This is a genomic window from Arachnia rubra (assembly GCF_019973735.1).
GTDB classification, from domain to species: Bacteria; Actinomycetota; Actinomycetes; order Propionibacteriales; family Propionibacteriaceae; genus Arachnia; species Arachnia rubra.
This window is the reverse complement of the sequence record NZ_AP024463.1, coordinates 1,844,108-1,869,345: the sequence shown is the minus strand read 5'-3', so window position 1 is coordinate 1,869,345 and position 25,238 is coordinate 1,844,108. Positions and strand designations below refer to the sequence as shown.

General features: G+C 61.7%; 22 protein-coding genes, 1 tRNA gene and 1 pseudogene. 18 read left to right on the top strand and 6 right to left on the bottom strand.

What is annotated here, in order from left to right:
* The first annotated feature begins 55 nt into the window (after positions 1-55).
* The 3 genes from SK1NUM_RS15225 to pgsA all read left to right on the top strand — a co-directional run bounded on the left by SK1NUM_RS15225 (position 56) and on the right by pgsA (position 3,512).
* A complete protein-coding gene (locus SK1NUM_RS15225; protein WP_244980161.1) occupies positions 56-223 on the top strand; it encodes a TOBE domain-containing protein in 168 nt (55 codons plus the stop codon).
* Positions 224-615: 392 nt separating this feature from the next.
* Positions 616-2,829 carry an FtsK/SpoIIIE family DNA translocase gene (locus SK1NUM_RS08535; protein WP_396020934.1) on the top strand — a complete coding sequence of 738 codons (2,214 nt, stop codon included), beginning with the start codon at positions 616-618 and terminating at the stop codon, positions 2,827-2,829.
* Between the two features lie 92 nt (positions 2,830-2,921).
* On the top strand, positions 2,922-3,512 hold the full coding sequence (gene pgsA / locus SK1NUM_RS08530; RefSeq protein ID WP_212321149.1) for a CDP-diacylglycerol--glycerol-3-phosphate 3-phosphatidyltransferase: 591 nt from the start codon (positions 2,922-2,924) through the stop codon (positions 3,510-3,512).
* An 11-nt stretch (positions 3,513-3,523) separates the two neighbouring features.
* Here pgsA and SK1NUM_RS08525 read toward each other — a convergent pair whose 3' ends face one another.
* Entirely contained in the window at positions 3,524-4,303 is a 780-nt protein-coding gene (locus tag SK1NUM_RS08525; protein ID WP_212327616.1) for a DeoR/GlpR family DNA-binding transcription regulator, read from the bottom strand.
* 147 nt (positions 4,304-4,450) lie between these two features.
* Between SK1NUM_RS08525 and SK1NUM_RS08520 the strand changes: the two genes are divergently transcribed.
* The 4 genes from SK1NUM_RS08520 to rny all read left to right on the top strand — a co-directional run bounded on the left by SK1NUM_RS08520 (position 4,451) and on the right by rny (position 8,160).
* Positions 4,451-4,645, top strand: coding sequence for a DUF3046 domain-containing protein (locus SK1NUM_RS08520; protein ID WP_212321147.1), 195 nt, complete (start codon positions 4,451-4,453; stop codon positions 4,643-4,645).
* Positions 4,646-4,830: 185 nt separating this feature from the next.
* On the top strand, positions 4,831-5,883 hold the full coding sequence (gene recA / locus SK1NUM_RS08515) for a recombinase RecA (RefSeq protein ID WP_212321144.1): 1,053 nt from the start codon (positions 4,831-4,833) through the stop codon (positions 5,881-5,883).
* Complete coding sequence (locus SK1NUM_RS08510; protein ID WP_212321142.1) at positions 5,873-6,391, top strand: regulatory protein RecX; 519 nt, start codon at positions 5,873-5,875, stop codon at positions 6,389-6,391. The genes recA and SK1NUM_RS08510 overlap by 11 nt, the downstream gene beginning before the upstream one ends.
* Before the next feature lie 161 nt (positions 6,392-6,552).
* Entirely contained in the window at positions 6,553-8,160 is a 1,608-nt protein-coding gene (rny, locus tag SK1NUM_RS08505) for a ribonuclease Y (protein WP_212321140.1), read from the top strand.
* A gap of 14 nt (positions 8,161-8,174) precedes the next feature.
* On the opposite strand, the gene SK1NUM_RS08500 is transcribed toward rny, so the two are convergent.
* On the bottom strand, positions 8,175-9,056 hold the full coding sequence (locus tag SK1NUM_RS08500) for an aldose epimerase family protein (protein ID WP_212321138.1): 882 nt from the start codon (positions 9,054-9,056) through the stop codon (positions 8,175-8,177).
* 67 nt (positions 9,057-9,123) lie between these two features.
* On the opposite strand from SK1NUM_RS08500, the gene miaB reads away from it, so the two are divergent.
* Complete coding sequence (gene miaB, locus SK1NUM_RS08495) at positions 9,124-10,590, top strand: tRNA (N6-isopentenyl adenosine(37)-C2)-methylthiotransferase MiaB (RefSeq protein ID WP_212321136.1); 1,467 nt, start codon at positions 9,124-9,126, stop codon at positions 10,588-10,590.
* A 185-nt stretch (positions 10,591-10,775) separates the two neighbouring features.
* On the opposite strand, the gene SK1NUM_RS08490 is transcribed toward miaB, so the two are convergent.
* Complete coding sequence (locus SK1NUM_RS08490) at positions 10,776-10,964, bottom strand: antitoxin (protein WP_212321134.1); 189 nt, start codon at positions 10,962-10,964, stop codon at positions 10,776-10,778.
* 47 nt (positions 10,965-11,011) lie between these two features.
* On the opposite strand from SK1NUM_RS08490, the gene miaA reads away from it, so the two are divergent.
* The 4 genes from miaA to SK1NUM_RS08470 are packed head-to-tail and all read left to right on the top strand — an operon-like array spanning position 11,012 to position 16,248.
* Positions 11,012-11,977 carry a tRNA (adenosine(37)-N6)-dimethylallyltransferase MiaA gene (gene miaA, locus SK1NUM_RS08485; RefSeq protein ID WP_212321132.1) on the top strand — a complete coding sequence of 322 codons (966 nt, stop codon included), beginning with the start codon at positions 11,012-11,014 and terminating at the stop codon, positions 11,975-11,977.
* 29 nt (positions 11,978-12,006) lie between these two features.
* Positions 12,007-12,831, top strand: a complete 825-nt coding sequence (gene dapF, locus SK1NUM_RS08480) for a diaminopimelate epimerase (RefSeq protein WP_223927434.1) — start codon at positions 12,007-12,009, stop codon at positions 12,829-12,831.
* Positions 12,832-12,869: 38 nt separating this feature from the next.
* On the top strand, positions 12,870-14,264 hold the full coding sequence (gene hflX / locus SK1NUM_RS08475; RefSeq protein WP_212321130.1) for a GTPase HflX: 1,395 nt from the start codon (positions 12,870-12,872) through the stop codon (positions 14,262-14,264).
* On the top strand, positions 14,257-16,248 hold the full coding sequence (locus tag SK1NUM_RS08470) for an ATP-dependent DNA helicase (RefSeq protein ID WP_396020908.1): 1,992 nt from the start codon (positions 14,257-14,259) through the stop codon (positions 16,246-16,248). The genes hflX and SK1NUM_RS08470 overlap by 8 nt, the downstream gene beginning before the upstream one ends.
* 44 nt (positions 16,249-16,292) lie before the next feature.
* On the opposite strand, the gene SK1NUM_RS08465 is transcribed toward SK1NUM_RS08470, so the two are convergent.
* Both SK1NUM_RS08465 and SK1NUM_RS08460 read right to left on the bottom strand, forming a co-directional pair.
* Positions 16,293-17,432 (bottom strand): M23 family metallopeptidase, encoded by a 1,140-nt coding sequence (locus SK1NUM_RS08465; protein WP_212321128.1) that lies wholly within the window; start codon positions 17,430-17,432, stop codon positions 16,293-16,295.
* A gap of 652 nt (positions 17,433-18,084) precedes the next feature.
* A tRNA-Met gene (locus tag SK1NUM_RS08460) sits at positions 18,085-18,158 on the bottom strand.
* Positions 18,159-18,294: 136 nt separating this feature from the next.
* Between SK1NUM_RS08460 and SK1NUM_RS08455 the strand changes: the two genes are divergently transcribed.
* From SK1NUM_RS08455 to serA, 6 genes and pseudogenes are all read left to right on the top strand, one after another.
* On the top strand, positions 18,295-19,818 hold the full coding sequence (locus tag SK1NUM_RS08455; protein ID WP_212321126.1) for an ABC transporter substrate-binding protein: 1,524 nt from the start codon (positions 18,295-18,297) through the stop codon (positions 19,816-19,818).
* Between the two features lies 1 nt (position 19,819).
* Positions 19,820-20,779: an ABC transporter permease gene (locus SK1NUM_RS08450; RefSeq protein ID WP_212321124.1), complete on the top strand. Its 960-nt coding sequence runs from the start codon at positions 19,820-19,822 to the stop codon at positions 20,777-20,779.
* Positions 20,779-21,588, top strand: coding sequence for an ABC transporter permease (locus SK1NUM_RS08445; RefSeq protein ID WP_212327610.1), 810 nt, complete (start codon positions 20,779-20,781; stop codon positions 21,586-21,588). The genes SK1NUM_RS08450 and SK1NUM_RS08445 overlap by 1 nt, the downstream gene beginning before the upstream one ends.
* Positions 21,585-22,413 (top strand): annotated as a pseudogene (locus SK1NUM_RS08440) (ABC transporter ATP-binding protein). The gene SK1NUM_RS08445 and the pseudogene SK1NUM_RS08440 overlap by 4 nt, the downstream one beginning before the upstream one ends.
* Complete coding sequence (locus SK1NUM_RS08435; protein WP_212321120.1) at positions 22,410-23,180, top strand: ABC transporter ATP-binding protein; 771 nt, start codon at positions 22,410-22,412, stop codon at positions 23,178-23,180. Before SK1NUM_RS08440 ends, SK1NUM_RS08435 begins: the two are co-directional and overlap by 4 nt.
* Before the next feature lie 30 nt (positions 23,181-23,210).
* Positions 23,211-24,401: a phosphoglycerate dehydrogenase gene (serA, locus tag SK1NUM_RS08430; RefSeq protein ID WP_212321118.1), complete on the top strand. Its 1,191-nt coding sequence runs from the start codon at positions 23,211-23,213 to the stop codon at positions 24,399-24,401.
* A gap of 9 nt (positions 24,402-24,410) precedes the next feature.
* On the opposite strand, the gene SK1NUM_RS08425 is transcribed toward serA, so the two are convergent.
* Positions 24,411-25,214 carry an inositol monophosphatase family protein gene (locus tag SK1NUM_RS08425; protein WP_212321116.1) on the bottom strand — a complete coding sequence of 268 codons (804 nt, stop codon included), beginning with the start codon at positions 25,212-25,214 and terminating at the stop codon, positions 24,411-24,413.
* Between the last annotated feature and the right edge of the window lie 24 nt (positions 25,215-25,238).

Sequence of the window (25,238 nt, the reverse complement as noted above, 5' to 3'; positions counted from 1 at the left end):
AAGGAAAACAGATGAGACTCAGCGCCCGCAACCAGCTCAGGGGACTGTCGCCGCCGTGGAGCCGGGAGCCGTCAATGGCATCGTCCGGATTGAACTCGCGCCAGGACTCGTCATCAGCTCTTCGATCACCAATGAGGCCATCGAGGAACTCGGTCTCAAAGTGGGGGCGGAGGCTGTCGCCGTGATCAAGGCCTCTTCGGTGATGGTCGGCATTCCGGACTGAGACAATCCAGGCACCTTTGACAACAGCCTGCCGGGGTGGTTCTCGCATCCAGACCAGCCTCTGGACTAGATTTGGGACCATGGCGACACGCGGCTCTTCCTCTGCCAGGAGTTCTTCCAGCAAGTCGGGTGCCGGGCAGCGGACCAGGAAATCGAGCACCGCATCACGAAGTGGATCGAAGAAGTCGGGGGGGGCGGAAACCGGCCTCCAGCTCATCGACCACGCGGACCGCTCCCACTCGCATCCAGCCTTCGGGCCCCAATCCGGTCTTCCAGTTCCTGGGACGCATGCTCCGGGGCTTGGCCCATGGTTTAGGGACTCTGGCAAGGAGTTTCGGCGGGGTGGAGACTGAGGTTGAGCCTGAACGGCGGCGTGACGGCATTGGTTTGTTCATGCTGGTCCTGGCCCTTCTGATCGCTTCCCGGTCGTGGTTCATGCTGCCGGGGATCGTTGGAGAGGTCATCGGAGTCACCATAACGACTCTCTTCGGGATGGCGGCACCGCTGGTTCCTGCCGTTCTGCTGTATGGGGCTTGGCGTGTCCTGAGGCATCCCAGGGATGTCGAGGCAGCGCCCCGCACCGGGCTCGGGTGGCTCCTGGTCACCATGGGTGGGCTTGGGCTGATCAATCTCTCCCGCGGCCTGCCCCGGCCAGACCCAGACCGACCAGAGCAAATGGAGGAACTGCGGCGCGCTGGTGGTGTGTTCGGCTTCCTGGCAAGTAGTTTCATCGCTGATCTCAGCTCAACCTGGGTAGCGGTCCCAGTGCTTCTTATCGTCACGATCGCAGGACTCCTGTTCGTGATCGGCAAGCCCATCCGCGTTGTCCTGGCGGGAATCCGGAATGCCTTTGCCTCACTGGTGGAGCGCCCAGATGAGCCGCAGGAGGAAAAACTGGAGCTTGGCGTCGCTGTACCCTATGACACGCCGCTCATCACGGATGAGGAGCCTGCCTACGAGGAGGAGTCCTCCTATGACGGGTCGGTCTACGACTATGCGACTGACGAGGATTATCCCCTGGAGAAGGAGCAGACGCAGCCCCGCGCCGAGGCGGCACCCCAGCCGGGGGAGAGGCCCGACCTGCCGCCGCCAGCCCACACCCCCATGACAGGGCGTGCTGAGCAGCTGCAGCTCAGTGGCGATGTCATGTACCAGCTGCCGGATGAATCCCTGCTCGCGGCAGGGACGCGCCCGAAGCAGCGCACGGAGGCATCAGATCGGGTGGTAGCGCAGTTGAGCGCGACCCTGGAGGAGTTCGCCATCGACGCCCGGGTCACCGGCTATACACGCGGCCCCACAGTCACCCGTTACGAGGTAGAGCTCGGCAACGCCATCAAGGTCTCGAAGATCACAGGCCTGGCAGACAACATCGCCTATGCGGTCGGCAGCAACGAGATCCGCATCCTGACCCCGATCCCCGGGAAATCCGCCATCGGGATCGAGATCCCGAACCTCGACAAAGAGGTGGTCAGCCTCGGGGATGTGCTGCGTTCTCCCAAAGCCCGTACCGATCACCATCCGCTGACCGTCGGCCTGGGCAAGGACGTCGAGGGTGGCTTCGTGCTGGCCAACATGGCTAAGATGCCACACCTGCTGGTGGCAGGCGCGACTGGGTCCGGCAAGTCAAGTTTCATCAACTCCCTGATCACCTCCATCATGATGCGGGCCAGCCCAGAGGAGGTGCGGATGCTTCTGGTGGACCCCAAACGAGTGGAGCTCAACCACTACGAGGGGATACCTCACCTGGTGACCCCCATCATCACGAATCCCAAGAAGGCTGCCGAGGCTCTGGCCTGGGTGGTCCGTGAGATGGACATGCGCTACGACGACTTGGCTGCCTTCGGGTTCCGGCATGTCGATGACTTCAACAAAGCGGTGCGGGCAGGCCAGGTAAAGCTTCCGGAGGGCTCCGAACGGGTTCTGGCGCCGTATCCCTACCTGCTTGTGGTGGTCGATGAGCTTGCCGACCTCATGATGGTCGCCCCCCGGGACGTCGAGGAGTCCGTGGTGCGGATCACGCAGCTCGCACGTGCCGCTGGGATTCATCTAGTGCTAGCTACCCAGCGTCCTTCCACAGACGTCGTCACAGGTCTGATCAAGGCGAACGTACCCTCCCGGCTTGCCTTCGCCACCTCCTCCATGACTGATTCCAGGGTCATCCTCGACCAGCCAGGCGCGGAGAAACTGGTTGGCAAGGGAGATGGCCTGTTCCTCCCGATGGGGGCTGGGAAACCGATCCGGGTTCAGAGCGCGTGGGTCAATGAATCTGAGATCCGTGAAATCGTCACCCATATCTCTGAGCAGCTGCAGCCCACCTACCGGGAGGATGTGACGACCGCCGCCGCCGAGAAGAAAGTGGTCGATGACATCGGCGACGACCTCGAACTGGTGCTGAATGCCGCCAGTCTGGTTGTGGAGCTCCAGCTTGGCTCCACTTCGATGCTGCAGCGTAAGCTCCGCGTCGGGTTTGCCAAGGCGGGACGCCTGATGGACATCCTTGAGTCTCGTGGTGTGGTCGGACCCTCCGAGGGCTCCAAGGCTCGTGAGGTGCTGGTCAAACCCGATGACCTCAGCGATCTTCTTGCCTCCCTTCGCGAGCCCGGATGAGCGGCATGGGGAAGAGCATGAGGGAAAAAGATAAAGATAAGGATCAGCGAGGTACCCGGGAGGGGTGGAGGCATGCCTGAAGGGGAGCTCCGATGAGCGATATACGACCGGACAATCTCAACGTGCCCAATGTGCTTACGGTGCTTCGGATCATCATGGTCCCGTTGCTTGTGGCGGTACTGTTCTGGCAGCCGACAAGCCAAAGCTGGCGATTCGTCGCCACAGGTATCTTCGTTGCGGCCATGTTGACGGACCTGGCCGATGGCTATATTGCCCGCCGCTACAACCTGGTCACAGACTTCGGGAAGCTGTGGGATCCCATTGCCGATAAGGCGCTCACGGGAGCGGCTTTCATATCTTTGAGCCTGCTAGGTGAGCTTCCCTGGTTCTTCACAGTTTTGATCCTGGTGCGTGAATGGGGGATCACCTGGTTGCGTGCCGTCATCGCCAAGTACGGGATCATGGCTGCCAACCGTGGCGGCAAGCTGAAAACAGCCACGCAGACGCTGGCGCTGGTCGCCATGCTGGCTTGGCTGCCTGGGCTGCCGGGACCGCTGCAGGTACTGGCCTGGGCGCTGATGTGGGCCGCCCTGATCCTTACCCTGGTGACTGGCGTCGACTACATCCGTGAGGCGATCCGGATGCGTGCCAGGGCCCGGAAGCAGGATCTTCTTGCGGACTGAACAGGGAGTTCCTACAAGTTTGTCTTCGCGTCGGCAGTTGACGGTACCGGGACGAGCACTGTCTCGACCCCCAGGTCCCGGATGTGCTCCAATTCCTCCTCTGGGGCGTTGGAATCGGTGACCAGGACGTCAATCTCGCTCAGATCGGCCATCTTCGCCAATGTAACATGACCGATCTTCGATGCGTCTGCGACGGCGATGACTCGTTGGGCCCGCTCGATCATGGTGTGGTTTGTGCGCGCCTCTATGTCGTCATGTGTCGTCATGCCGCCTGTGGAGCTGATCCCGTCAGCCCCCACCAGGGCGGTTCCCACGTTGACGAGGCGAAGTGTTGCCTCAGCAAGGGAGCCGACGAGTTCTAGTGAGTTGGACCGCAACACCCCACCGGCTATGAGAACGCGGCCTTGCCCCTGCTCGGCTGCCTCGAGGCCGATGCTCAGGGAATTGGTGATGATGGTCAGGTCGGTGCGGTGGTGAAGGGCGCGAAGCACCTCGGCCGCGGTGGTGCCACCACTGAGGCCGATGGCGTGTTTCCCTTCTGGGACCAGTTTGGCCGCGGCTGCCGCGATACGTGATTTCGCTGCTTGATTGCGCCCATCTCGTAGCCTGACCGGGAGTTCCCGGCTACCTTGAATTGGCCGTGCCCCGCCGTGTGTCCGGTCGAGCAGCCCCTGGGCTGCCAGCACTGCCACGTCGCGTCGAATGGTGGCTTCGGAGGTTCCCAGCTCGGTGGCAAGCAGGGATAGCGACATCTGACCATTCTCCTGGAGCAGCGCAAGCATTGCGAGCATTCGATCGGAGCGCTTGTGGGAATGTGTACCCGCAGCGTTCATGTCGACTCCTTCGTGCATTTCCTGGTCAATTGTTGATCATGTTTGTGGGTCAGTGTACGAGAAAGCTCATCATTTTGCTGTAGGCCCTGGAATAGGGTTGCCCGTATGCGTGAAGCTGAATTGTGGTCGAGGCTTGAGGCTGCCCTCGGGGAAAGCTATGCCAGGAGCTGGGCATCGACGGTCGCTCTGCAGGAGCTCGGCAGCCGGACGGTGGATGAGGGCCTGGCCGCCGGGGTTCCGTGTAAGGAGATCTGGCGTGCCGTGTGGATCGCGCTGGAACTGCCGGAGTCGATGCGCTGAGCCTGGCCGAGGAACTGGCGCGCCCCGAGGCAATCGAACAAATGTTCGGGTAGACTGTTGCTGTCGCCGGGTTTTCCACAGCCTGGGGCACGCCAGAATTTTTGTCACCCCAGATTCCTAGAGTGAGGGTGAAGGTTGAGCTGAACCCTCAGGGAACGGCTCAGGGAGTCGAAAGGAACCACACAATGGCTGTTGCGGATCGCGCCAAGGCACTCGAGGCCGCCCTTGCCCAGATTGAAAAGGTGCACGGCAAGGGGTCAGTGATGCGTCTGGGGGAGGACACCCGCTTGCCCATAGACGTCATCCCGACTGGGAGCGTTGCCCTGGACGTTGCCCTGGGGATCGGTGGCCTGCCTCGAGGCCGCATCATCGAGATCTACGGCCCTGAGTCCTCAGGTAAGACCACCGTGGCCCTCCACGCCATCGCCAATGCGCAGGCGGAGGGGGGTATCTGTGCTTTCATCGACGCAGAGCATGCTCTGGATCCCGACTATGCGAACAAGCTCGGTGTCAACACTGACGAACTCCTGGTATCCCAGCCCGACAATGGCGAGCAGGCTCTTGAGATCGCCGACACGCTTGTGCGTTCCGGTGCGCTGTCGCTCATTGTGATCGACTCGGTGGCGGCTTTGACACCCCGGGCGGAGATCGAGGGCGAGATGGGCGACTCCCATGTGGGTCTCCAGGCGCGTTTGATGAGCCAGGCGCTGCGAAAGATGACCGGCGCCCTGAAGTCTGCTAGTACGACTGCCATCTTCATCAACCAGCTTCGTGAGAAGATCGGGGTGATGTTTGGCTCGCCGGAGACCACCACGGGTGGGCGTGCGCTGAAATTCTACTCCTCAGTCCGTCTTGATGTCAGGAGGATTGAGACGCTGAAGGACGGCTCTGAGATGGTGGGTAACCGTACCAGGGTGAAGGTGGTCAAGAACAAGGTGGCGCCACCCTTCAAGCAGGCTGAATTCGACATCATCTATGGCGAAGGCATTTCCCGGGAAGGCAGCCTCATCGATATGGGAGTTGCTAATGGAATCATTCGGAAGGCAGGTGCCTGGTTCACCTATGAGTCCGACCAGCTGGGACAGGGTAAGGAAAACGCTAGAAACTTCCTCCGGAATAACCCCAAGATCGCTGACGAAATTGACGGCCGGATCCGGGCAGCGCTTGGGGTCACCGACGAGGAGGGCTCCAAGGAAGCCATCAATCCAGACACCGGTGAGGTAAAGGTTGACTTCTGATCTGAGCCACGATGAACAGCTGGAATTCGCCAGACAGATTGCGCTCAGGCTGCTGGACTCCCGGAGCAGGTCGGAGGCCGAGCTCTGGGATCGGCTCACATCACGCGGTGTCCCGGATGAGATCTGTCAGGAGCTGATCGGGCGCTTCCGCGACGTCGGATTGGTCGACGACGCTGCTTTCGCGGATGCACTCACCCAAACATGCGTGCAAGTGAACCGGTACGGAGCCACACGCATTCGTGCGGAGCTACGCCGCCGCGGTGTGGCTGAGGATGTGGTAGCGGAGGCCCTGGGCCAGGTGGGTTACGAAGAGGAGCTGGAGGCTGCACTGGCCTTTGCGCGGCGGCGTTCCCATCGGCTGGCAGGACTGGATCCCCAGGTGGCGCGCCGTCGTCTTACCGCGGCTCTGGCGCGCAGGGGGTTCCAGGTTGCCGTGGTCTCATCGGCGGTGGACGACGTACTCGGTGAAGCAGCCCCCGACACGGACGACAACACCCTTGTGAAATAACCTTGGCGGTCGTAGGGTCATTGACCCGCGGTTCGAGACATCTTCGTTGATCCCTCGGGTCTGCGTCACCCTGACATGACGCAGTCGTACCCGCTCCTCAGCAGGGGGTGCGAATGCCCTGAACCTCCGGGTCATGTTGTCAGGTGCAAAGGGGTAGCCGCATGGAATGGCTGGGCTGGGTAATTGCCGGGTTGCTGGGCATCGTCCTGACCGTTCTCACGTGGCGGCAACGACGAGCCGCGCTATCCTTCATACAGGAAAAAGCCAGGATCGAGCGCCGAAGCCGGTCGGATGCCGCCTCCATAAGAAAACAGGCCATGGAGGCCGCGGAGCAGCTGCGGACTGATGCGGAGCGAGCCCTCGAACAGGCCCAGGAGAGGTCACGCGAAGCTGCTGCGGACATCGATAGGCGTCGTGACGACTTGGAGGCTGCCATTGCTGCTCAGCGGGCTGAGCTGCGCGAACAACGCAGTGCCCAGGAGCGTCATGAGGAACGTCTTCATGAGAGAGAGGACCGCCTGGCGGCGGAGGCTGAAGGCCTGGCAACGCGGGCGGAACTGCTGGAGCAGCAGCGCGTGGAACTGCGCAGGAAGCGTGAGGAAATCGCGGGGGAGCAGGAGCGTGCCCGGATAGAGCTTGAGCGGGTGGCGGGGCTGACGGTGTCTGCTGCGCACTCCGAGGTGATGGCCGAGGCGGAGCGGCAAGCCCGGCTTGCCGCAGCAACCCTGGCCCGGGACATAGAGGAGAGCGCGAGAGCTGAAGCTGATAGGCGGGCTCGATCGATAGTGGTCACGGCGATCCAGCGATGCGCGGCTGAGCAGACTAGCGAGTCTGTGGTTTCCAGCGTCGATCTTCCCGGGGATGATATGAAAGGGCGGATCATCGGGCGTGAGGGCCGCAACATACGGGCCTTTGAACAGATCACAGGCGTTAATGTGATGGTGGATGACACCCCGGAGACGGTGCTGTTGAGCTGCTTCGATCCGGTGCGGCGTGAGGCTGCCCGGCTGACCCTGACAGACTTGGTCGCTGACGGGCGTATACATCCTGCACGCATAGAAGAGGTGCACGCCCGGAGCCTGCGGCTCTTGGACGAGCGCATCAAGACGGTTGGCAGCGAGGCGTTGCTGGAGGTGGGTATCGCGGATTTGCACCCGGACCTGCTGCCCATCATCGGTTCTCTTGCCTACCGGACCAGCTTTGGCCAGAACGTGCTTGCTCACCTGATCGAATGCGCCCACCTGGCCGGGGTCATGGCAGCTGAACTGGGACTTGACGTGGCGCAGTGCAAGCGCGCTGCCTTCCTGCATGACATTGGGAAGGCCCTGACGCACGAGTCTGAGGGGCCACATGCGATCGTCGGAGCTGATCTGCTGCGCCGGCATGGGGAGAACCCCGACATTGTCCATGCCGTAGAGGCTCACCACAACGAGGTCGAGCCCCATACCGTCGAAGCCGTTCTTACGCAGGCAGCGGATGCCATATCCGGTTCCCGGCCTGGGGCGCGCCGCGAGTCGTTGGAAGCCTATGTGGAACGGATGCAGCACCTCGAGTCCATCGCAATGGCCCATGAGGGGGTGACGCGTGCCTATGCCATGCAGGCAGGCCGGGAGGTCAGGATCATGGTGGCGCCTGAGATTGTGGATGATGCGATGAGTCAGGTCCTGGCACGCGAGATCGCCACCGAGGTGGAGACCAATCTCACCTATCCAGGGCAAATCCGTATCACCGTTGTGCGTGAGTCACGTGCCACTGAGCTGGCCCATTGACATGCTCAACCTGTTTAACCGGCGCGGACACCCCATAGCGCGTGGGTGGAATCTCCAGGCCGCAACAGGATCCGGTCCCGGTAGGTTGGTCCTTCATTGAAAGCATCCGGTCCACACGTCATCGGCTCCACCGCCACGCCATCACGCAGTGGTGCTGTGAACACCTGTACCCACTGGGTGGTGGCCTCACCCCAGACCTCGATGGTGTGGTCTTTCCCGCTGAGAGTGACGGCCCAATCCCTGGTGAAAGGGTCGGTGAAGGCGGTATCCAAGGTCGTCTCACCGATCGTGTGGGGCTGAGTGAAGTCATGTGCGGGGCTCACAGGACCAAGCCGGACCGGCAGTAGCCGTTCCGGATCCACCATGAGTTCTGAGTCGAACGGAATCCTCAGCTCCACATCCGTGAGGTCATCGAAGTGGAAGTAGGGATGCGCCCCATATCCCCAGGGGACTGTGGTCGTGCCGATATTGGTGGCCGTTACCTCTACGGTGAGACCTTGATCATCAAGCCGGTGCAGGATTTCCACTGCGAGGATCCCAGGCCAGCCGCGACGAGGCCAGAGGACGGTTCGCTGCCGCACTGAAGTGCTCAGGTGGGTGAGACATCCCCAGGGCAGTCCCACATTCAGGCCGTGATTTGCGTTATTCCTGGTCGGTTCGTTGATGGGGAGCTGGAATTCCTGGCCACTCAGGTTGTATCGGCCGTCGCGGAGCCTGTTGGGCCACGGCAGCAAATGTGCCCCCTCCCAGCCTTTCGGGGCCTGTTCGGCGCCGTGAGTTGTCAGCAGCTCCTGGCCGTTGAAGGTCAGGCTCCGCAACCTGGCGCCCACTTCGGTGATGACGGCGCCGTAGCTCCCAGCGCTAATCTCGTATTGCTCACCCGTTGGGAAGATCATGGACCAACACTAGTTTGGTGCCGCCGTTTTCGTGTGTGAAGGCTCAGGTGTCTAGAGTTGGGCCACCATGAGTTCGCGCACTTATCACGTCATCACCTATGGCTGCCAGATGAATGTCCATGATTCCGAGCGGATCGCGGGCCTTCTGGAGGAGGCCGGCATGAGGAGGGCACCCGAGCCAGCTGAACCGGTCCTCGGGGCGGGTGCCGATGTGGTGGTGTTCAACACCTGCGCGGTTCGTGAGAATGCGGACAATCGTCTTTACGGGAACCTTGGGCATATGGCAGCCATCAAGGCGCAGCATCCTGGCATGCAGATTGCCGTGGGGGGCTGTATGGCCCAGAAGGATCGGGACGTGATTCTTCGCAAGGCTCCCTGGGTGGATGTGGTATTCGGCACTCACAATGTAGGGAGCCTGCCTGTGCTACTCGAACGGGCCCGTGTGGAGGAGGCAGCCCAGGTGGAGGTCGTCGAGGCCCTCCAGACCTTCCCCAGCAATCTCCCTAGCCGCAGGGAATCCCCATACTCGGCATGGGTGTCGGTGAGTGTTGGCTGCAATAACACATGCACCTTCTGCATCGTGCCGCAGCTTCGCGGCAAAGAGACGGACCGCCGTCCAGGCGACATCCTCGCCGAGGTAAGGATGCTGGTGGGCCAAGGGGTCCAGGAGATCACCCTGTTGGGGCAGAACGTGAATGCCTATGGGGTTGAATTCGGTGACCGGCAGGCCTTTGCGAAGCTTCTGCGAGCCTGTGGCGAGATCGATGGGCTTGAGAGGGTGCGTTTCACATCCCCTCACCCGAAGGACTTCACCGATGATGTGATAGCGGCAATGGCCGAAACCCACAATGTCATGCCGCAACTGCACATGCCCCTCCAGTCCGGTTCGGACACGGTGCTCAAGTCAATGCGGCGTTCCTATCGCAGGAAACGTTTTCTCGGGATTCTCAGCCGGGTCCGCGAAGCCATGCCGCATGCGGCGATCACCACAGACATCATCGTTGGTTTTCCGGGGGAAACTGACTCTGATTTTGAGGCCACCATGGAGGTAGTCCGCGAGGCCCGGTTCTCCGCTGCCTACACCTTCCAGTACTCGAAACGTCCTGGGACCCCGGCTGCTGAGATGCCAGATCAGGTAGCCCGCGAGGTCGTTCAGGAACGCTACGAAAGGCTCGCAGAGCTGGTGGGAGATATTGCCTGGGAGGAGAACCGCTCCTTCGAGGGGCAGGAGGTTGAAGTCATGTTTGCTCTGGGGGAGGGGCGAAAGGACTCTGCTACCAATCGCATGAGTGGTCGGGCCCGCGACAACAGGCTGGTACACGTGGCAACCAGCGATGACCCTACCCAGCGTCCACGCCCTGGAGACATCGCTTATGCGACCATCACTCACGCGGCGCCGCACCACCTCAACTCCGATGCCCCCCTCAGAGCGCTGCGAAGAACCCGTGGCGGTGACGCCTGGGAGGTGGCACACACCGATGCCCCTGCGCCGAAAGGCGTTTTGCTGGGCATACCGAGCCTGCGGCGTCCCTAAAGGGATTACTGGCTCGCGGGACGGCCAGCCTGTGTGGGAAACCAATTGGCGTGAGCCGCCCACTGCGATAGGCCGAGGTGGCGGCATAGTCACCAGGATCCCCGAGATTGTCTCCAGCCTGGAGACGCCGCCGGTAGGGGCATGGTCTCAAGCCATCTGGTTCCTACCGGCGGATTCCCCTATCCCTATTCGCCTTCCTTCTTGTGAGCCAGGTCGTCGACCTTGTCTTTCACGAAATCAGCGGCCTGGCTGATCTGGTCGCTGTGTTTGCCGCCGGTCTTCTCGTCGATGAAACCAGCTCCCTTTTCGATCGCCTGGTCAATGGCCTCGCCATGCTGGGCCACCTGCTCACCGATGTTGTCGAAGATTCCCATGTGATTGCCTTCTGGTCCGGGTGCCTGATGCACCATAGGCGTCTATCATGCCTGCTCAAGCGAGTTTCCGCATCGAGGCTGGCAGGATGGTGCCCATGCATCCGCCTCTCATAGTGCTGGTTGGTCCTACCGCCACGGGCAAATCGGCGCTTGCTGTCTCGCTTGCTCAAGAGCTCGACCGCCGGGGGAGGGCAGCGGAGATAGTCAATGCTGATTCCATGTTGGTCTATCGAGGCATGGACATCGGGACGGCGAAACCTTCCAAGGCTGAGCGCAGCGGTGTTCCCCATCACCTGATCGACATCATGGAGGTCACTGAGACGGCTTCGGTGGCTGATTTCCAGGCTCGTGCCCGGGCAGTGATAGCGGATCTGCGGAATCGTGGTGTCGTTCCGCTCCTGGTCGGTGGATCTGCTCTCTACACGCGGGCTGTCACTGACGTCTTCGAGTTCCCAGGTTCTGACCCAGGCCTCAGAGGTCGGCTGGAGGCAGAGCTGGAACATATCGGAGTGGAGGAGATGTATGCCCGCCTGGCAATGGTGGCGCCGGAGTCAGCTGCCCACATCGAGCCAGGCAATGGGCGGCGGATCATCCGGGCCCTGGAGATTCACGAACTGACCGGCGGGCATCAGGCGATGCTCCCGGAATGGCGCTACGAACTTGAGGGGGTCCATCAGTTCGGTCTCGAAGTTGACCGCTCCGAACTGGACAGGCGCATCAATGCCCGGGTCGACGAGATGTGGCGCCAAGGTCTCGTTGCAGAAGTCCAGGCATTGATATCACTCGGGCTTAGGCAGGGGAAGACCGCCTCTCGTGCCATCGGCTACAGGCAGGTCCTAGCTTTCCTGAGCGGGGAATGCAGCGAGGACGAGGCCCGGGAGGAGATCAAACGGGCAACCCGCCGTTTCTTCCGCAAACAACTCAGCTGGTACCGGCGAGATCCGCGAATCACATGGCTGCCCGCGGGCGACCCAGGCAACCCCGGACGGATACTGGAAAACTCCGGGACGTAGAATTATAGGATTGGGGGCTAGAAGGATAGGTGGACACTTTGTTCCGGTACACGTTTGTCAAGGGTCATGCCACCGGCAACGACTTCATCATCATCGACGATCCACATGGCATGCAGGAGCTGACTGCGGAAGTGGTCGCTGAGCTCTGTGATCGGCACACCGGTATCGGGGCGGATGGCGTGTTGAGGGTAGTGAGAGCTGGGCAGGTGCCAGGCCATGATTTCGATCCCGGGCTGTGGTTCATGGACTATCGCAACTCCGATGGCTCGCTGGCGGAGATGTGCGGCAATGGGCTGCGGCTCTTCTCTCGTCATCTTCTGAATGACCAACTGGTCCAAAGCGGTGAGTTCACCGTAGCCACCCGCGCAGGCCTGAAACAGGTGCGAGTAGCGCGTGGTGGCCTGATCGCGGTGAATCTGGGTGAGGTCGGCCTGGGGCCCGAACCCATCACCATCACCCATGGGGTTCAGGAGTTCGCTGCTCAACCAGCAGATGTGGGCAATCCCCATGCAGTCGTGTTCACAGACCAGGAGCGCCTGCAACAGCTGGATCTCACGAAAGCCCCGTCGTGGGAACCTACCGGAACTTTTCCCTCGGGGGTGAATATCGAGTTTGTCCATGAGGTCATGCCGGGTGAGTTGCTGATGCGGGTGTATGAGCGCGGTTGCGGGGAAACCCTCAGCTGTGGCACTGGAGTGGTGGCATCCGCCGCTGCCTATCGTGCTCGCAGCGGGTTCGATGCTCCCATCCAGGTACACGTGCGCGGTGGCGACCTGACTGTCACCTTCGAGGGTGATCAAGCCTGGCTGACGGGCCCTGCCGTCATCGTCGCGCGCGGTGAATACTGGAACTGACATATTTTGTCTCCCGGCCCTGTCAGAATAGTCCGACGATGACTACACCCCTTGACATGCAGCCAAACTATGACGGAGACCAGGTCGAGCTTGCTGAGCGGCATTCGCTCAGGCGGGTCGCAGGAATGCGTACCGAGCTGGAGGACATCTCTGAGGTCGAGTATCGGCAGCTTCGGTTGGAACGCGTGGTCCTGATATCCGTGTGGACATCAGGAACGCAGACGGATGCCGACAATGCGGTGGCTGAGCTGAAGTTGCTGGCTGAAACCGCGGGCTCCGAGGTACTTGAGGCTCTTGTGCAAAGACGCAGCCAGCCTGATGCCGCCACCTACATCGGCCGCGGCAAGGTGGATGAGGTCGCGGAGGTGGTACGTGCCACCGGGGCCGACACCGTTATTTGTGATGGGGAGTTACAGCCTGCGCAGCTACGGAACCTGGAGGATCGCGTCAAGGTGAAGGTGGTTGACCGGACCGCGCTGATCCTGGACATCTTCGCCTCGCACGCGAAGTCAGCTGAAGGCAAGGCGCAAGTCGAGCTGGCGCAGCTGCAGTATCTGAGGCAACGCCTACGGGGATGGGGAGGCAACCTCTCGAGACAGGCTGGTGGACGTGCCGCGGGCGGAGCGGGTATCGGTGGCAGGGGTCCCGGCGAGACGAAGTTGGAGACCGACCGCCGCCGCATCCAACACCGGATAGCGCGGCTTCGCCGCAAACTCCGTGAGATGGATGCCACCAGAGAGGGTAAACGCACCGAGCGTCGTCGTCACCAGGTGCCGAGTGTCGCAATCGTCGGATACACCAATGCGGGCAAATCCTCGTTGTTGAACAGGCTGACGGGGGCAGGTGTCCTCGTGGAGGACGCCCTGTTTGCCACCTTGGATCCCACCACCCGCCGCACCCAGACCCGTGATGGGCGGGTATTCACCCTGACCGACACGGTGGGCTTCGTCCGGCATCTGCCCCATGATCTCGTGGAGGCATTTCGCTCGACTCTCGAGGAATCGGCCACTGCTGACCTCCTGCTTCATGTTGTCGATGTCTCTGACCCCGATCCCGAGGGGCAGATAACGGCGGTGCGACAGGTGCTGGCTGAAATCGGTGCCAGCGGTGTCCCGGAGCTGCTGGTCTGCAACAAGGCGGATCAGGCGGAGGAAACCATGATGCTGGCCGTGCGTGCCAATCATCCTGACTGCGTTGTGGTCTCTGCCCGCATGGGACATGGCCTGGAGGAGCTGGTTGATGCCATCGAGGAGCGCCTTCCCAACCCCGATGTGGAGATTGAGGCACTCGTGCCCTACGAGCGAGGCGACCTGATTGACCGGATCCATCGCACGGGCTCCATCGAGGTGCTGGAGCACACCAGTGAAGGCACCAGGGTACGCGCCCATGTACGTCCTGGGCTTGCGGAGGAACTGAGCAGCTACAGTGTCTGATCTTTCGGAGCGGATCCTTGAACGGGCCGTCTCTGGCATAGGTGGAGGTGACAGACCTGGCCAGGCGGCCATGGCCACAGCCATCAAGGAGTCGCTGGGGGAGGGGACCCATCTACTGGTCCAGGCCGGTACCGGAACCGGCAAGTCGCTGGGATACCTGGCTCCGGCGCTAGCGCGGGTCATAGAGCATGGTGAGACCATCGTGGTTGCGACGGCTACCCTGGCGCTTCAAACGCAGCTCGCTGGAGCAGATATTCCGGCAGCACTAGATGCGGCGGAAAAAGTCACGGGAAGACGTCCCCAGGCCTCGGTGTTGAAAGGACGTAACAACTACGCCTGTCTTTACCGCGCTCGTGACGAAGCGCTCACCAGCGGACAGGGCACACTTCTTAGTGCAGGAGAACTGAGTGAATCCCAGAGTCCTGACTCGCCCTCCACACTCGGTGTCGAGGTTCTGGCGTTACGAGAATGGGTGGAGGAGGAGCTGGCAGCCGGTGGTACAGGGGATCGCGATGACGCTCCACCCCACACTTCGGTTGCCTGGCAGCAGGTGTCGATTCCGACCCGGGAATGCCCAGGGGCTGCCCGCTGCCCCTTCGGCGTGGAATGCTTCGTGGAGAAGTCACGGGAGGCGGCGCGCAATGCTGACCTTGTAGTCACCAATCATGCCTTGGTCGCGATCAACGCGATGCATGGCGGCACCGCCCTGCCAGAGCACACAGCATTGATCATCGATGAGGCCCATGAACTCACGAGCCGTCTCACCACTGCCGCCACCGATGAGCTGAGTCCCGGTGTTGTCGATCGGGTGGTCAAGCGTTGTCTGTCCTGGCTGGGAGACGACGTGGGATCGGACATGTTGGACGCGGCAGAGGAGCTGCGCGATGTGCTGGCCGACAGCCCGGCAGATCGCATCACCGGGGCCGGTGCCTTGCTTCCGAAGGCTTGTGCTGGACTCCGTGATGCCGCGCGGCAAGCCATCAGCGAGCTGGACAAGGACAAGGAGAGCCCTGAACGTTCCCAGGCGATGGGTGCCTTGACCGAAGTTTTCGATATCGCCGAGAGAATTGCGCGCCTGGCTGACCAGGATGTCGTGTGGGTCAGCCATTCAGATCAGCAAGGAGACAGGGCTCACGTGGCTCCGTTGTCGGTCGCGGGGCTGGTGCGCGAGGAGGTTTTCGGGCAGGCCACCACGATCCTCACCTCGGCGACACTTACCCTGGGCGGCAATTTCCGGACCTTCGCCACCAGTATCGGGCTGGTGCAGGAAGATGAGCTGATCGATGGCAGGAAGACACCGGCAGCAGGGACGGGTTGGCGCAGCTTGGACGTCGGTTCGCCATTCAACTATGGCAGGCAGGGAATCCTCTATGCCGCCGCTGGGTTGCCGTCCCCGGGGCGTGACGGGCTGACGGAGGCGCTGCTGGATGAGGTCGCCCAGCTGGTGTGGGCAGCTGGTGGGAGGACCCTCGGGCTGTTCGCATCGCGCCGTAATGCCGAGCAGGCCGTCGCTCATTGCCGACAGGTGCTGCCGGAACTGGAGTTCCTGTGCCAGGGCGATGCCCAGCTCTCTGAGCTTCAGCGAAACTTCACAGAGCGCCCGGCCACGAGCCTGTTCGGCACCATGTCGTTGTGGCAGGGCATTGATGTGCCAGGTGAGACCTGCCAGCTGGTCATCATCGACAAAATTCCCTTCCCGCGCCCCGACGATCCCTTGATGCAGGCCCGCAAGAAGGCTGTGGATGATGCGGGCGGCAATGGTTTCATGACGATCGCTGCCGCCCACGCGGCCCTGCTGCTGGCGCAGGGGGCTGGACGTCTGATTCGCCGTGAGAGCGACCGGGGTGTGGTCGCAATCCTTGATCCTCGCGTTGTCAAAGCCCGTTACGGTGCTTTCCTGTCGAGTTCTCTACCGGGATTCTGGCGCACGACGGACCTTGATTCTGCAACCAATGCCTTGTTGAGACTGCGAGGCGCCGAGTAACAAACTCGGCGCCTCGCAGCTGAGGAACGGCAGAATTAGATCCCTCACATAGAAACACCGATCGAGCGGAGATAACTCATCGGATTCGATGCCGAGTACACGTCTCCGGGAGTGACCCCGGAGGGGTAGTACTCGAAGTGCAGGTGTGCCCCGAAGCTGCGGCCCGTGGTGCCCACGTTGCCGATCTTCTGGCCGGCGGTGACCTGCTGTCCCACCTTCACATCCGTGCTGCTCAGGTGGGCGTATAGGGTTGACGAGCCATCGGCTGCGCGGATGGCCACGTAGTTGCCGGCCCAGGAGCCAACGTTCCCGCTGACGACGGTGCCGGAGGTTGCGGCATACACGGGGGTGCCGCTGCTGGCAGAGAAGTCCTGGCCCGTGTGGTAGCGGGACCAGCTTCCGGTCGCGCCGAAACCAGCACTGAGCTTGTAGGTTCCCTTCGCCAGAGGCGCCGCAGCTCCATCGACGACCGTGGTGCTACCGCTGGAAGCCGCAGCGTCGGTGGCCGGGGTGCTTGAGGAGCCTGACGACGCGGCCTTGTTCGTGTAGGAGTAGTTGCCTGAGCTTGAGCTGCTGCCGGACGAGGACTTCTTGCCCGAGGTCGTCGAACCGTTGTAGTACTTGCCGCTGCTGGATTTGGAGCTCTTGCCGCTGTAGTTGGAGCTCTTGGAAGTGCTCTGCTTCTTGTTGTTGTAGCCCGCCTTCTTGTAGGAGCTGCGGTACTTTTTCCCCGTGGAGCTCTGGCTCTTCTTAGTTGAGGTGGAATCCTGCCCACTGGTTTCTGCGACGGCGCGGCGAGCCACAGAATGCTGTTCGTCACAGTCGCGGTCAGTGTTTGCGGCTCGCTTGGGGCGCTCAGTCTGCTGGGCGCGGGAGGTATAGCGGCTCTTGCTGCTTGATGTTGCAGAAGCGGAGTTCTGCTGGGCCGAGCTGTCGGAGGCAGCGGTGCTACGGGCAGCTCGGGTATGCCTTGCTGAGTCAGTGGCCGCATCACGGTGGCCGGACTCGGCGGCAGCCGCGGGGGTGGCGGCCAGGCCGATTGTTCCTATGCTGCCAGCGACCACCAGAGCGGTGAGGGGACGGCGCCAGGGCGCAGGCGGCTTGGGGAGCGCCCGGCGCGGGATGGCTCCCGGACCAAAGGCAGCGCAGCCACGGCGGGGCTGAGTGGATTTCAAGAATCCCATGGTCGGTCCTTTCGGTTGGAAGATGTCGTCAATCCTGAAGGTTTCTCAGGTTAATCTCAAGTTTCCTTCAGGGTTTCATAGATGCTCACGGGAACTGAGGCGAAGATAATCTGCTTTGACTACGGGTTTTGTCTAAATTTTTCACAGGAAACGCACAGGTTGGTTGAGGTTTGAGGGGTTTGGTTGAGATTTAACTAAGAATGATGAGCGGTTGAGGGGTCCTCGCCCAAGACGGTTGTGAGCTGTCACAGCCTGGGACTGCCTCGAGGCGTGGTCGGCAAACCCGGCGGTTTGGCCTGGGGGCTGAACATCATGGGTGTCTTAATGACCCTGAGAAGACCGGGCTTACTTCCGCTCGTGCGGTGCTGGGCGCAGCGCGCTGCACCCTTGTGCTGGCGCGTGCATCCAGTTCAGCTGGCCAGTTGGGCCGGTCTGGTCGATCAGGGGTGGGGATGATTCATTGGGGGAGGCTGTGCGGTGGCCAGAATGGTGGGTGTGGTTGAGTGTGGCGATAGTGTCTGCGGGGGAGCCGAGGGTTCACTGCCGACACCCAGTTCACAGGGAAATGCAAAAAGCGCTGGGACGGATCCCAGCGCTTCTGGCAAATGCCTTTGGTGAGGTACCTCAGGCTGATTGTGATCGAACACATTAGTAGCGGGGACAGGATTTGAACCTGTGGCCTCCGGGTTATGAGCCCGGCGAGCTACCGAACTGCTCCACCCCGCGTTGCCTGATCAACTCTACATGCTTGGGCAACTGATGCCAAATCGGGTGGTGAGCTTTAAGCTGCATGGCTGGGGAGGACTTGCAGGTTAGGATTGCCGGGGTCTTGCATCGCCGTCCATACGGGAGAAACGTAGACATGAGAACCAACCGACCTCTCCGTCGCCTGACGATCATGATCGCCATGCTGCTGGGGTTCAGCCTCACACTGGTTGCCTGTTCCCCACAAGGTGGGAGAGGAGCCGCAGATCCTGTGGTCCTGAATGTCGGGGCGACGGCTGAGCCGACCGGGCTGGATCCGGCTACCACCACGGGGGCGGGGACGCCTTTCGTGCTTCTCTACAACGTTTATGAGACTCTGGTGCGTATCGACGAAAAGGGTGAGATCAAGCCGTTGCTGGCCCGCTCCTGGAGCGCTAACTCTGAGGGGAGTGTCTATACGTTTAAACTGGAACCCAACGCCACTTTTGCCTCCGGTAAACCGGTGGACGCAGCCGCGGTCATAGCCTCTTTCGGGCGGACCCGTGACGGTGAGAACACCACTGGTGTGCTGAAGTCCCAGATGAGCCGCATCAAGGATATGCGGGCTGTCGACAACCATACTGTTGAGGTCACTTTGTCTGTGCCCAGCCAGCGCTGGCTCTACGACATCACCTCCACGGCGGGGATCATCTACGACCTGTCAACAGGGCAGGATCTCAATGCACAGCCCGCAGGATCTGGTCCTTACATCTTCTCCCGGCATGAGGTCGGGTCAATGGTGTCTTTGGTGCGCAACCAGAAGTACTGGGGGACCGGTCCTCGCGTGGAGGAGGTCAACTTCAGGTACTACGCGGACGCGAATGCCATGGTGACTGCGATGCTCTCAAGTCAGCTCGACATCGTCTCCAACCTGACCGTTCCACAGTCGGTGGGCCAGTTTTCGGACACATCCCGGTTCAAGGTGCTCGAAGGCACCTCCAACGGTGAGGTGGTGCTGGGGTTCAATCACAGCAACGAGGCTCTCTCGAACCTCAAGGTCCGGCAGGCCATCAACCACGCGATTGACCGGAAAGCCCTCATGGACAGTGCCTGGGGTGGTAAGGGCACGTTGATCGGGTCGATGGTGCCTCCCACCGATCCTTGGTACGAAGACCTCTCCAACACCTACCCGTATGATCCGGCGAAAGCGAAGCAGTTGCTTGAGGAAGCGGGCTATGCGAGTGGGCTCACGCTGCGGTTGCGGGTTCCGAATCTGCCCTATGGGCCTCCCATAGCGCGGATCGTCGCTGCGCAGCTGCGTGAGGTCGGCATCGAGGTCAGCGTCGATGAACTTGAGTTCTCCACCTGGCTGGAGCAGGTGTACAAACAGCACGACTACGACATGACTGTTGTGGCGCACGTTGAGCCTTGGGACATATCGTCTTTCGCCAACCCCGAGTATTACTGGCGGTACAATAACCAGCAGTTCACGGAGCTGATCAACAAGGCCGATGCGGCCTCAACCAGTAAGGAGCAGGAGGCCACCTTGAAGCAGGCAGCAAAGGTGCTGGCTGACGACGCTGCTGCCGATTGGCTGTTCCTGCTGCCCAACCTGGTGGTCACCACCACCGAGATCTCTGGGGTTGCGACGAACACCACTGGCCTGTCGTTCGACCTGACCCACGTCGCAACCAGCCGCTGAGGTGTCTTTCCGGGATTTCGGCCGGCGTCTGCTCGGCCTGGTGGTGAGCTTACTGGTGGCATCACTGCTGATATTCCTAGCCACCAATGCCCTTCCGGGCAGTGTCGCCAGTGTGGTGCTCGGCACTCAGGCGAGTCCTGGGGAGGTGGCTGCTCTGGAGGAACGCCTTGGCTTGAACCGCCCTCTGCTGCTTCGCTATGTGGAATGGCTGTTGGGGGTCCTCACGGGTGATTTCGGCACCACCATGATCGGCGGCCGCGACGTTCTGGGGGAGATCCTGCCGAAACTCGGTGTCTCTGCCTGGCTGGTTGCTCTGGGCATGATCTTTGCGTTGGTCATCGCCGTCCCACTTGGATCTTTCGCGGCGCTGCGGCGACGGCATGCCAGCGGTTTCGCAGCCTCCGCCATCTCCCAGATCGGGTTGTCCATCCCGGCCTTCTGGGCAGGGATGTGGCTGGTCATCGTGTTCGCGGTGAATCTGCGCTGGTTACCAGCAGGGGGATATGTACCCCTGAGCCGTGACCCGGCCGGTTGGGCTTCTCACCTGGTCTTGCCGGTGATGTCGCTTGCCTTGGTGCAGGGCAGCCTGCTGGCGCGGTACGTCCGGAGTGCCGTGATCGAGGTAACCAGCGAGGACTGGTTCCGGACGGCGCGTGCTGTCGGCTGGTCCAGGCTGGGGGCATTGCGTCGTCATGGCGTGCGCAATATAGCTATCTCCCTCCTGACCGTCATTGGGCTGCAAGTGGCCACCCTCCTGGTGGGGGCGATCATCATTGAGCAGGTGTTCGCCATTCAGGGACTGGGCTCGCGCCTACTGCTGGCGGTGTCCCAGCGTGACCTGGTGCTGGTGCAGGGCATAGTCCTGATCCTCGTGTGGACGGTCCTGGTGATCAACTTCATCGTCGATGCGGTGTATCAGGCGGTCGACCCACGGCTGAAGGAGGCGAGTACGGTCACATGATGCGCCGCTCGAACCTGGTTTTCGGCACGGGGCTGCTGGCTTTTGTGGTTCTGTTGGCTCTGGTTGGCCTGGCCTGGACCCCTTACGATCCCACCGCCATAACGGGTGGTTTCCGCGAGGCGCCGTCAGCTGCTCACTGGCTGGGTACCGATGGTGCTGGCTTCGACATCATGAGCCGGCTGATGACAGGCGCGAAGCTGGTGCTCCTGGTGGGGCTTGTGTCGGTGGCTGGGGCGGGCCTGATTGGCATCCCGGCTGGTGTGGTCGCCGGCATGTACCGTGGCTGGGGCTCGGCCCTGATCGCTCGTGGAGCCGATGTCCTCTACGGTTTCCCAGCCCTCTTGCTGGCTATTCTCTTTGCCGCTGCTCTCGGTGGCTCCGCGTGGACTGCGATGATGGCTATCTCGCTGTCCACCGTCCCGGCCTTCGTGCGAATCGCCCGCGCCGCCACAATGCAGGTGATGGGGCTCGCTTTCGTCGAGGCCGCACGCCTTTCGGGAACCCCGAGACGGCAGATCGCACTCAAGCATGTGCTCCCCAACATAGCGCCCGTGCTGGGGGTTCAGGCCAGCGTGAGTGTCGGCATTGCGATCCTCGCGGAATCGGGTCTGTCCTACCTGGGGCTGGCATCAGGGCCCGATGTACCAACGTGGGGCCGTATGTTGCGTGAGGCGCAGGACCAGATCTTTATCGCGCCGGTGATCGCATTGTGGCCGGGCCTGGCCGTTGCCGCAGCGACCATGGGCTGCAACCTGCTGGGTGACGGGCTGCGTGACCTCCTCGACCCCAAACTGCGGGAGCTGACATGAGTCTGTTGGAAATCGAGGAACTGCGGATCGTCTTCGGACGCCGCCGGAAAGTAGCGTTGGACGGCGTCTCCTTCACCCTGGGGGAGCGGGAGCGCCTCGGAATCATCGGGCAGTCTGGGTCGGGCAAGACCGTCATCGCGCTGTCCATCATGGGGCTGCTCCCGGAGAATGCTCAGGTCAGTGGCTCGATACGCCTGGCCGGCAAGGAGCTCGTGGGGCGTTCTGAAAAGGAGCTGCGAAAACTTCGCGGTGACGCGGTGTCGATGGTCTTCCAGGAACCGATGACTGCCCTGGACCCAACAATGCGCGTCGGCCGGCAGGTTGGTGAGGTTGTTGCACTGCATCATAGTGAGCGCCGGGGGGGGCATCCGGGCTGTCGTGCTGGAGTGGCTGAAGCGTGTCGGATTGCCGGAGCCCGAGCGCATCGCCGACTCCTACCCCCATCAGCTGTCCGGAGGCCAGCGCCAGCGCGCCCTGATCGCGATGGCGCTGGCCAACCGTCCAGCCCTGGTCATCTGTGATGAGCCGACCACCGCCCTGGACGTGATTGTGCAGAAACAGATCCTCGACCTCCTCGATGTTGAGTTCTCCGGGCGCGCAGCCCTTTTCGTCAGCCATGACCTTGCTGTGGTTAGGCAGGTCTGTCAGCGGGCGATCGTTTTGCTTGATGGGAGGCTCGTCGAGCATGGCCCTATCGACGAGGTGATCGACACTCCACAGCACCCCTATACCAGGGGTCTGGTTGCTTCTGCACGCCTGTCCGGCGTGGCTCCCGGAGAACGGCTGCAGACCGTTGCCGACTATTGGCAGGCGGGAGAGACATGAGCGCGCTGCTTGAGCTTGAAGGTGTCGATGTGATCTTCCGCAGGGGAAGCACGAGATTCCAGGCTCTTCACCAGGTGGATCTCGCAATCAGAGCAGGAGAACGGCTGGGGATCGTGGGCGGGTCTGGTTCTGGCAAGACCACCATCCTGCGTACTTTACTCGGCCTGATCCGCCCTGCGGCAGGCGAGGTGCGTTGTGATGGCCGCCGTATCGATGGGCTTCCAGATAGGGAACTCGCAGATATCCGCAGCCGGGTGTCCCTGGTCTCCCAGGACCCGAATGCCTCTCTCAACCCCCGTATGAAGCTACAGGACATTGTCGCTGAGCCGCTGCGTTCCCCATGGCGGCGGACACGAACGGCAACCGATCGCGACCATGCTGTCACTGAAGCCGTCACCGCAGTGGGGCTGGAGGCAGCCATGCTGGGACGCTATCCGCACGAGCTTTCAGGGGGGCAGCGTCAGCGAGTGGCGATCGCACGGGCTCTGGTCAGCTCCCCGGACGTCCTGATAGCTGATGAACCCGTCTCGGCCCTCGACGTCTCTGTGCGCGCTCAAGTCCTGAACTTGCTGGCGGATGCGGTTGTGGAACGGAACCTGGCGATGCTGTTCGTCAGTCATGATCTAGCCGTGGTCCGCCACCTGTGCGAGCGGGTCGTGGTGGCCGACCGCGGCAGGATCGTGGAGGAGGGGCCTGTGGCAAAGGTCTTCGACGATCCGCAGCATGAGTACACACGAAGACTGCTGGATGCCACTGTCTCCTTGTGAGCCAGGGTTTCGGCTGTAGCATGACCTGCCGTGAAAGCCCTGCTATTAGAGAACATCCACTCCGAGGCCGTGCGTGCCCTGGAAGGCCGTGGTTATCAGGTTGAATTGCGCTCCGGCGCTCTTGGCGAAGCTGAGCTGGCCGACGCCTTGGAAGGCGTGGAGCTGCTAGGCATCCGTTCCCGCACCCATATCACTGGCACGGTGCTCAAGGCGCATCCGCAGCTGCTGGCTGTTGGAGCCTTCTGTATAGGGACGAACCAGATTGATCTCCCGGCTGCGGCTGCTGCGGGGGTAGCTGTCTTCAACGCTCCCTACTCCAACACGCGCTCTGTGGTGGAGCTGGCGCTGGGTGAAATCATCACGATGGCCAGGCGCCTCGGGGACAAGAACGCCAGCATGCACGCGGGTATCTGGGACAAGTCCGCGAACGGGTCCCACGAAGTGAGGGGCCGTACCCTCGGGATCGTCGGCTACGGCAATATCGGGTCACAGCTTTCAGTACTGGCTGAGGCAATGGGCATGAAAGTGTACTTCTACGATGTCGTGGACCGTCTGGCGCTTGGAAATGCCACGCGGGTGGACAGCATGCAGGAGCTGTTCGAGACGTGTGAGACCATATCGCTACATGTGGATGGCCGCGCCTCCAACGCACGCCTGATCGGGGAGCGGGAGTTCGCCCAGATGCGGCCCCGCACCCTGTTCCTGAACCTGTGCCGCGGCAATGTGGTCGATGTCGATGCCCTGGCCGCGGCCTTGCAGTCAGGGCATATCGCGGGGGCAGCCGTCGACGTGTTCCCGGACGAGCCGAAGAGCAAGGATGAGCCATTCGTTTCACCACTTCAAGGCATTTCGAACGTTATTCTCACCCCGCACGTTGGTGGATCCACCCTGGAAGCGCAGGTGGACATCGGTCGTTATGTGGCGGGGAAACTGGCTGACTACGAAGCATATGGAAACACCTCCATGGCGGTGAACCTCCCTGAGGTCTCCGTCCCGGTCCCGCAGGCAGAGCGGATACTGCACCTGCACCGGAACGTGCCTGGGGTACTGGCGCGCCTCAATCACACCTTGGCCGGGCACAACATGAACATCGGCTCCCAAACTCTGTCTACCTTGGGCGAATATGGCTACGTCGTGACCGATGTCTCCGGACAACATTACGAGGGACTGCTCGCTGAGCTCCAGGCTCTCGAGGAGAGCATCCGGGTACGGATGATCTGAGACGCTCTCCTAGCCGCCCTCGGCTGGGCGCAGCTTTTCCAGAACGACTTCGTGTAGAAGCCCGTTCGTGGCCAGAGCATTGCCGTGGTAGGGGCCTGGTTCACCATCGATACTGGTGAACCGTCCACCCGCCTCACGCACGATGATGTCGAGTGCCGCCATGTCGTAGAGGTTGAGTGTTGGCTCGCAGGCGATGTCTACGGCCCCCTCAGCGACCAGCATGTAGCTCCAGAAATCACCATAGGCGCGGGAACGCCAGCTCTCACGCATCAAGTCAACGAATCCCTGGCCACGGCCTGACTCCACCCAGCCATTGATACTGGAGTAGGACAGGGAGGCATCAGCCAGCTGTTCCACCCGGCTGGTGTTGATCTGGGTTGCGCTCAGAATCGAACGACCGGTGTATGCCCCTCCTCCCTGACTCGCCCACCAGCGGCGTCCAAGCGCGGGCGCTGAGACGACGGCTGCCGCCACCTGTCCGTCTATCTCAAGGGCGATCAGGGTGGCCCACACCGGTACGCCTCGCAGGTAGTTGGCAGTGCCGTCGATGGGGTCGATGATCCAGCGGCGATTCGATTCCCCGGTGTCCTGCATCTCCTCGCCGTGAACAGCATCCCGAGGGCGGGTACGAGAAAGGGTGCGTCGGATCGATTCCTCCACTGCAGTGTCCGCTTCAGTCACAGGGGTGGAGTCCGGCTTGGTCTTGACTCTCAGGTCCTGGGCTTTGAAACGGCTCATCGAGATGGAATCGGCATCGTCGGCCATCACATGAGCCAGGCGGATGTCATCGGTGAGTTCTTTGCTGGCGACCATGGTCCTAACGTAGCCGAGACCTCC

Bases quoted from the DNA above. Each gene is read 5' to 3' on its own strand.
- SK1NUM_RS08535 (WP_396020934.1), top strand. From the start codon at position 616: ATGCTGGTCCTGGCCCTTCTGATCGCTTCCCGGTCGTGGTTCATGCTG.
- pgsA (WP_212321149.1), top strand. From the start codon at position 2,922: ATGAGCGATATACGACCGGACAATCTCAACGTGCCCAATGTGCTTACG.
- SK1NUM_RS08525 (WP_212327616.1), bottom strand. From the start codon at position 4,303: ATGCTCGCAATGCTTGCGCTGCTCCAGGAGAATGGTCAGATGTCGCTA.
- SK1NUM_RS08520 (WP_212321147.1), top strand. From the start codon at position 4,451: ATGCGTGAAGCTGAATTGTGGTCGAGGCTTGAGGCTGCCCTCGGGGAA.
- recA (WP_212321144.1), top strand. From the start codon at position 4,831: ATGGCTGTTGCGGATCGCGCCAAGGCACTCGAGGCCGCCCTTGCCCAG.
- rny (WP_212321140.1), top strand. From the start codon at position 6,553: ATGGAATGGCTGGGCTGGGTAATTGCCGGGTTGCTGGGCATCGTCCTG.
- SK1NUM_RS08500 (WP_212321138.1), bottom strand. From the start codon at position 9,056: ATGATCTTCCCAACGGGTGAGCAATACGAGATTAGCGCTGGGAGCTAC.
- miaB (WP_212321136.1), top strand. From the start codon at position 9,124: ATGAGTTCGCGCACTTATCACGTCATCACCTATGGCTGCCAGATGAAT.
- SK1NUM_RS08490 (WP_212321134.1), bottom strand. From the start codon at position 10,964: ATGGGAATCTTCGACAACATCGGTGAGCAGGTGGCCCAGCATGGCGAG.
- miaA (WP_212321132.1), top strand. From the start codon at position 11,012: ATGCCTGCTCAAGCGAGTTTCCGCATCGAGGCTGGCAGGATGGTGCCC.
- hflX (WP_212321130.1), top strand. From the start codon at position 12,870: ATGACTACACCCCTTGACATGCAGCCAAACTATGACGGAGACCAGGTC.
- SK1NUM_RS08465 (WP_212321128.1), bottom strand. From the start codon at position 17,432: ATGGGATTCTTGAAATCCACTCAGCCCCGCCGTGGCTGCGCTGCCTTT.
- SK1NUM_RS08455 (WP_212321126.1), top strand. From the start codon at position 18,295: ATGAGAACCAACCGACCTCTCCGTCGCCTGACGATCATGATCGCCATG.
- SK1NUM_RS08445 (WP_212327610.1), top strand. From the start codon at position 20,779: ATGCGCCGCTCGAACCTGGTTTTCGGCACGGGGCTGCTGGCTTTTGTG.
- SK1NUM_RS08435 (WP_212321120.1), top strand. From the start codon at position 22,410: ATGAGCGCGCTGCTTGAGCTTGAAGGTGTCGATGTGATCTTCCGCAGG.
- SK1NUM_RS08425 (WP_212321116.1), bottom strand. From the start codon at position 25,214: ATGGTCGCCAGCAAAGAACTCACCGATGACATCCGCCTGGCTCATGTG.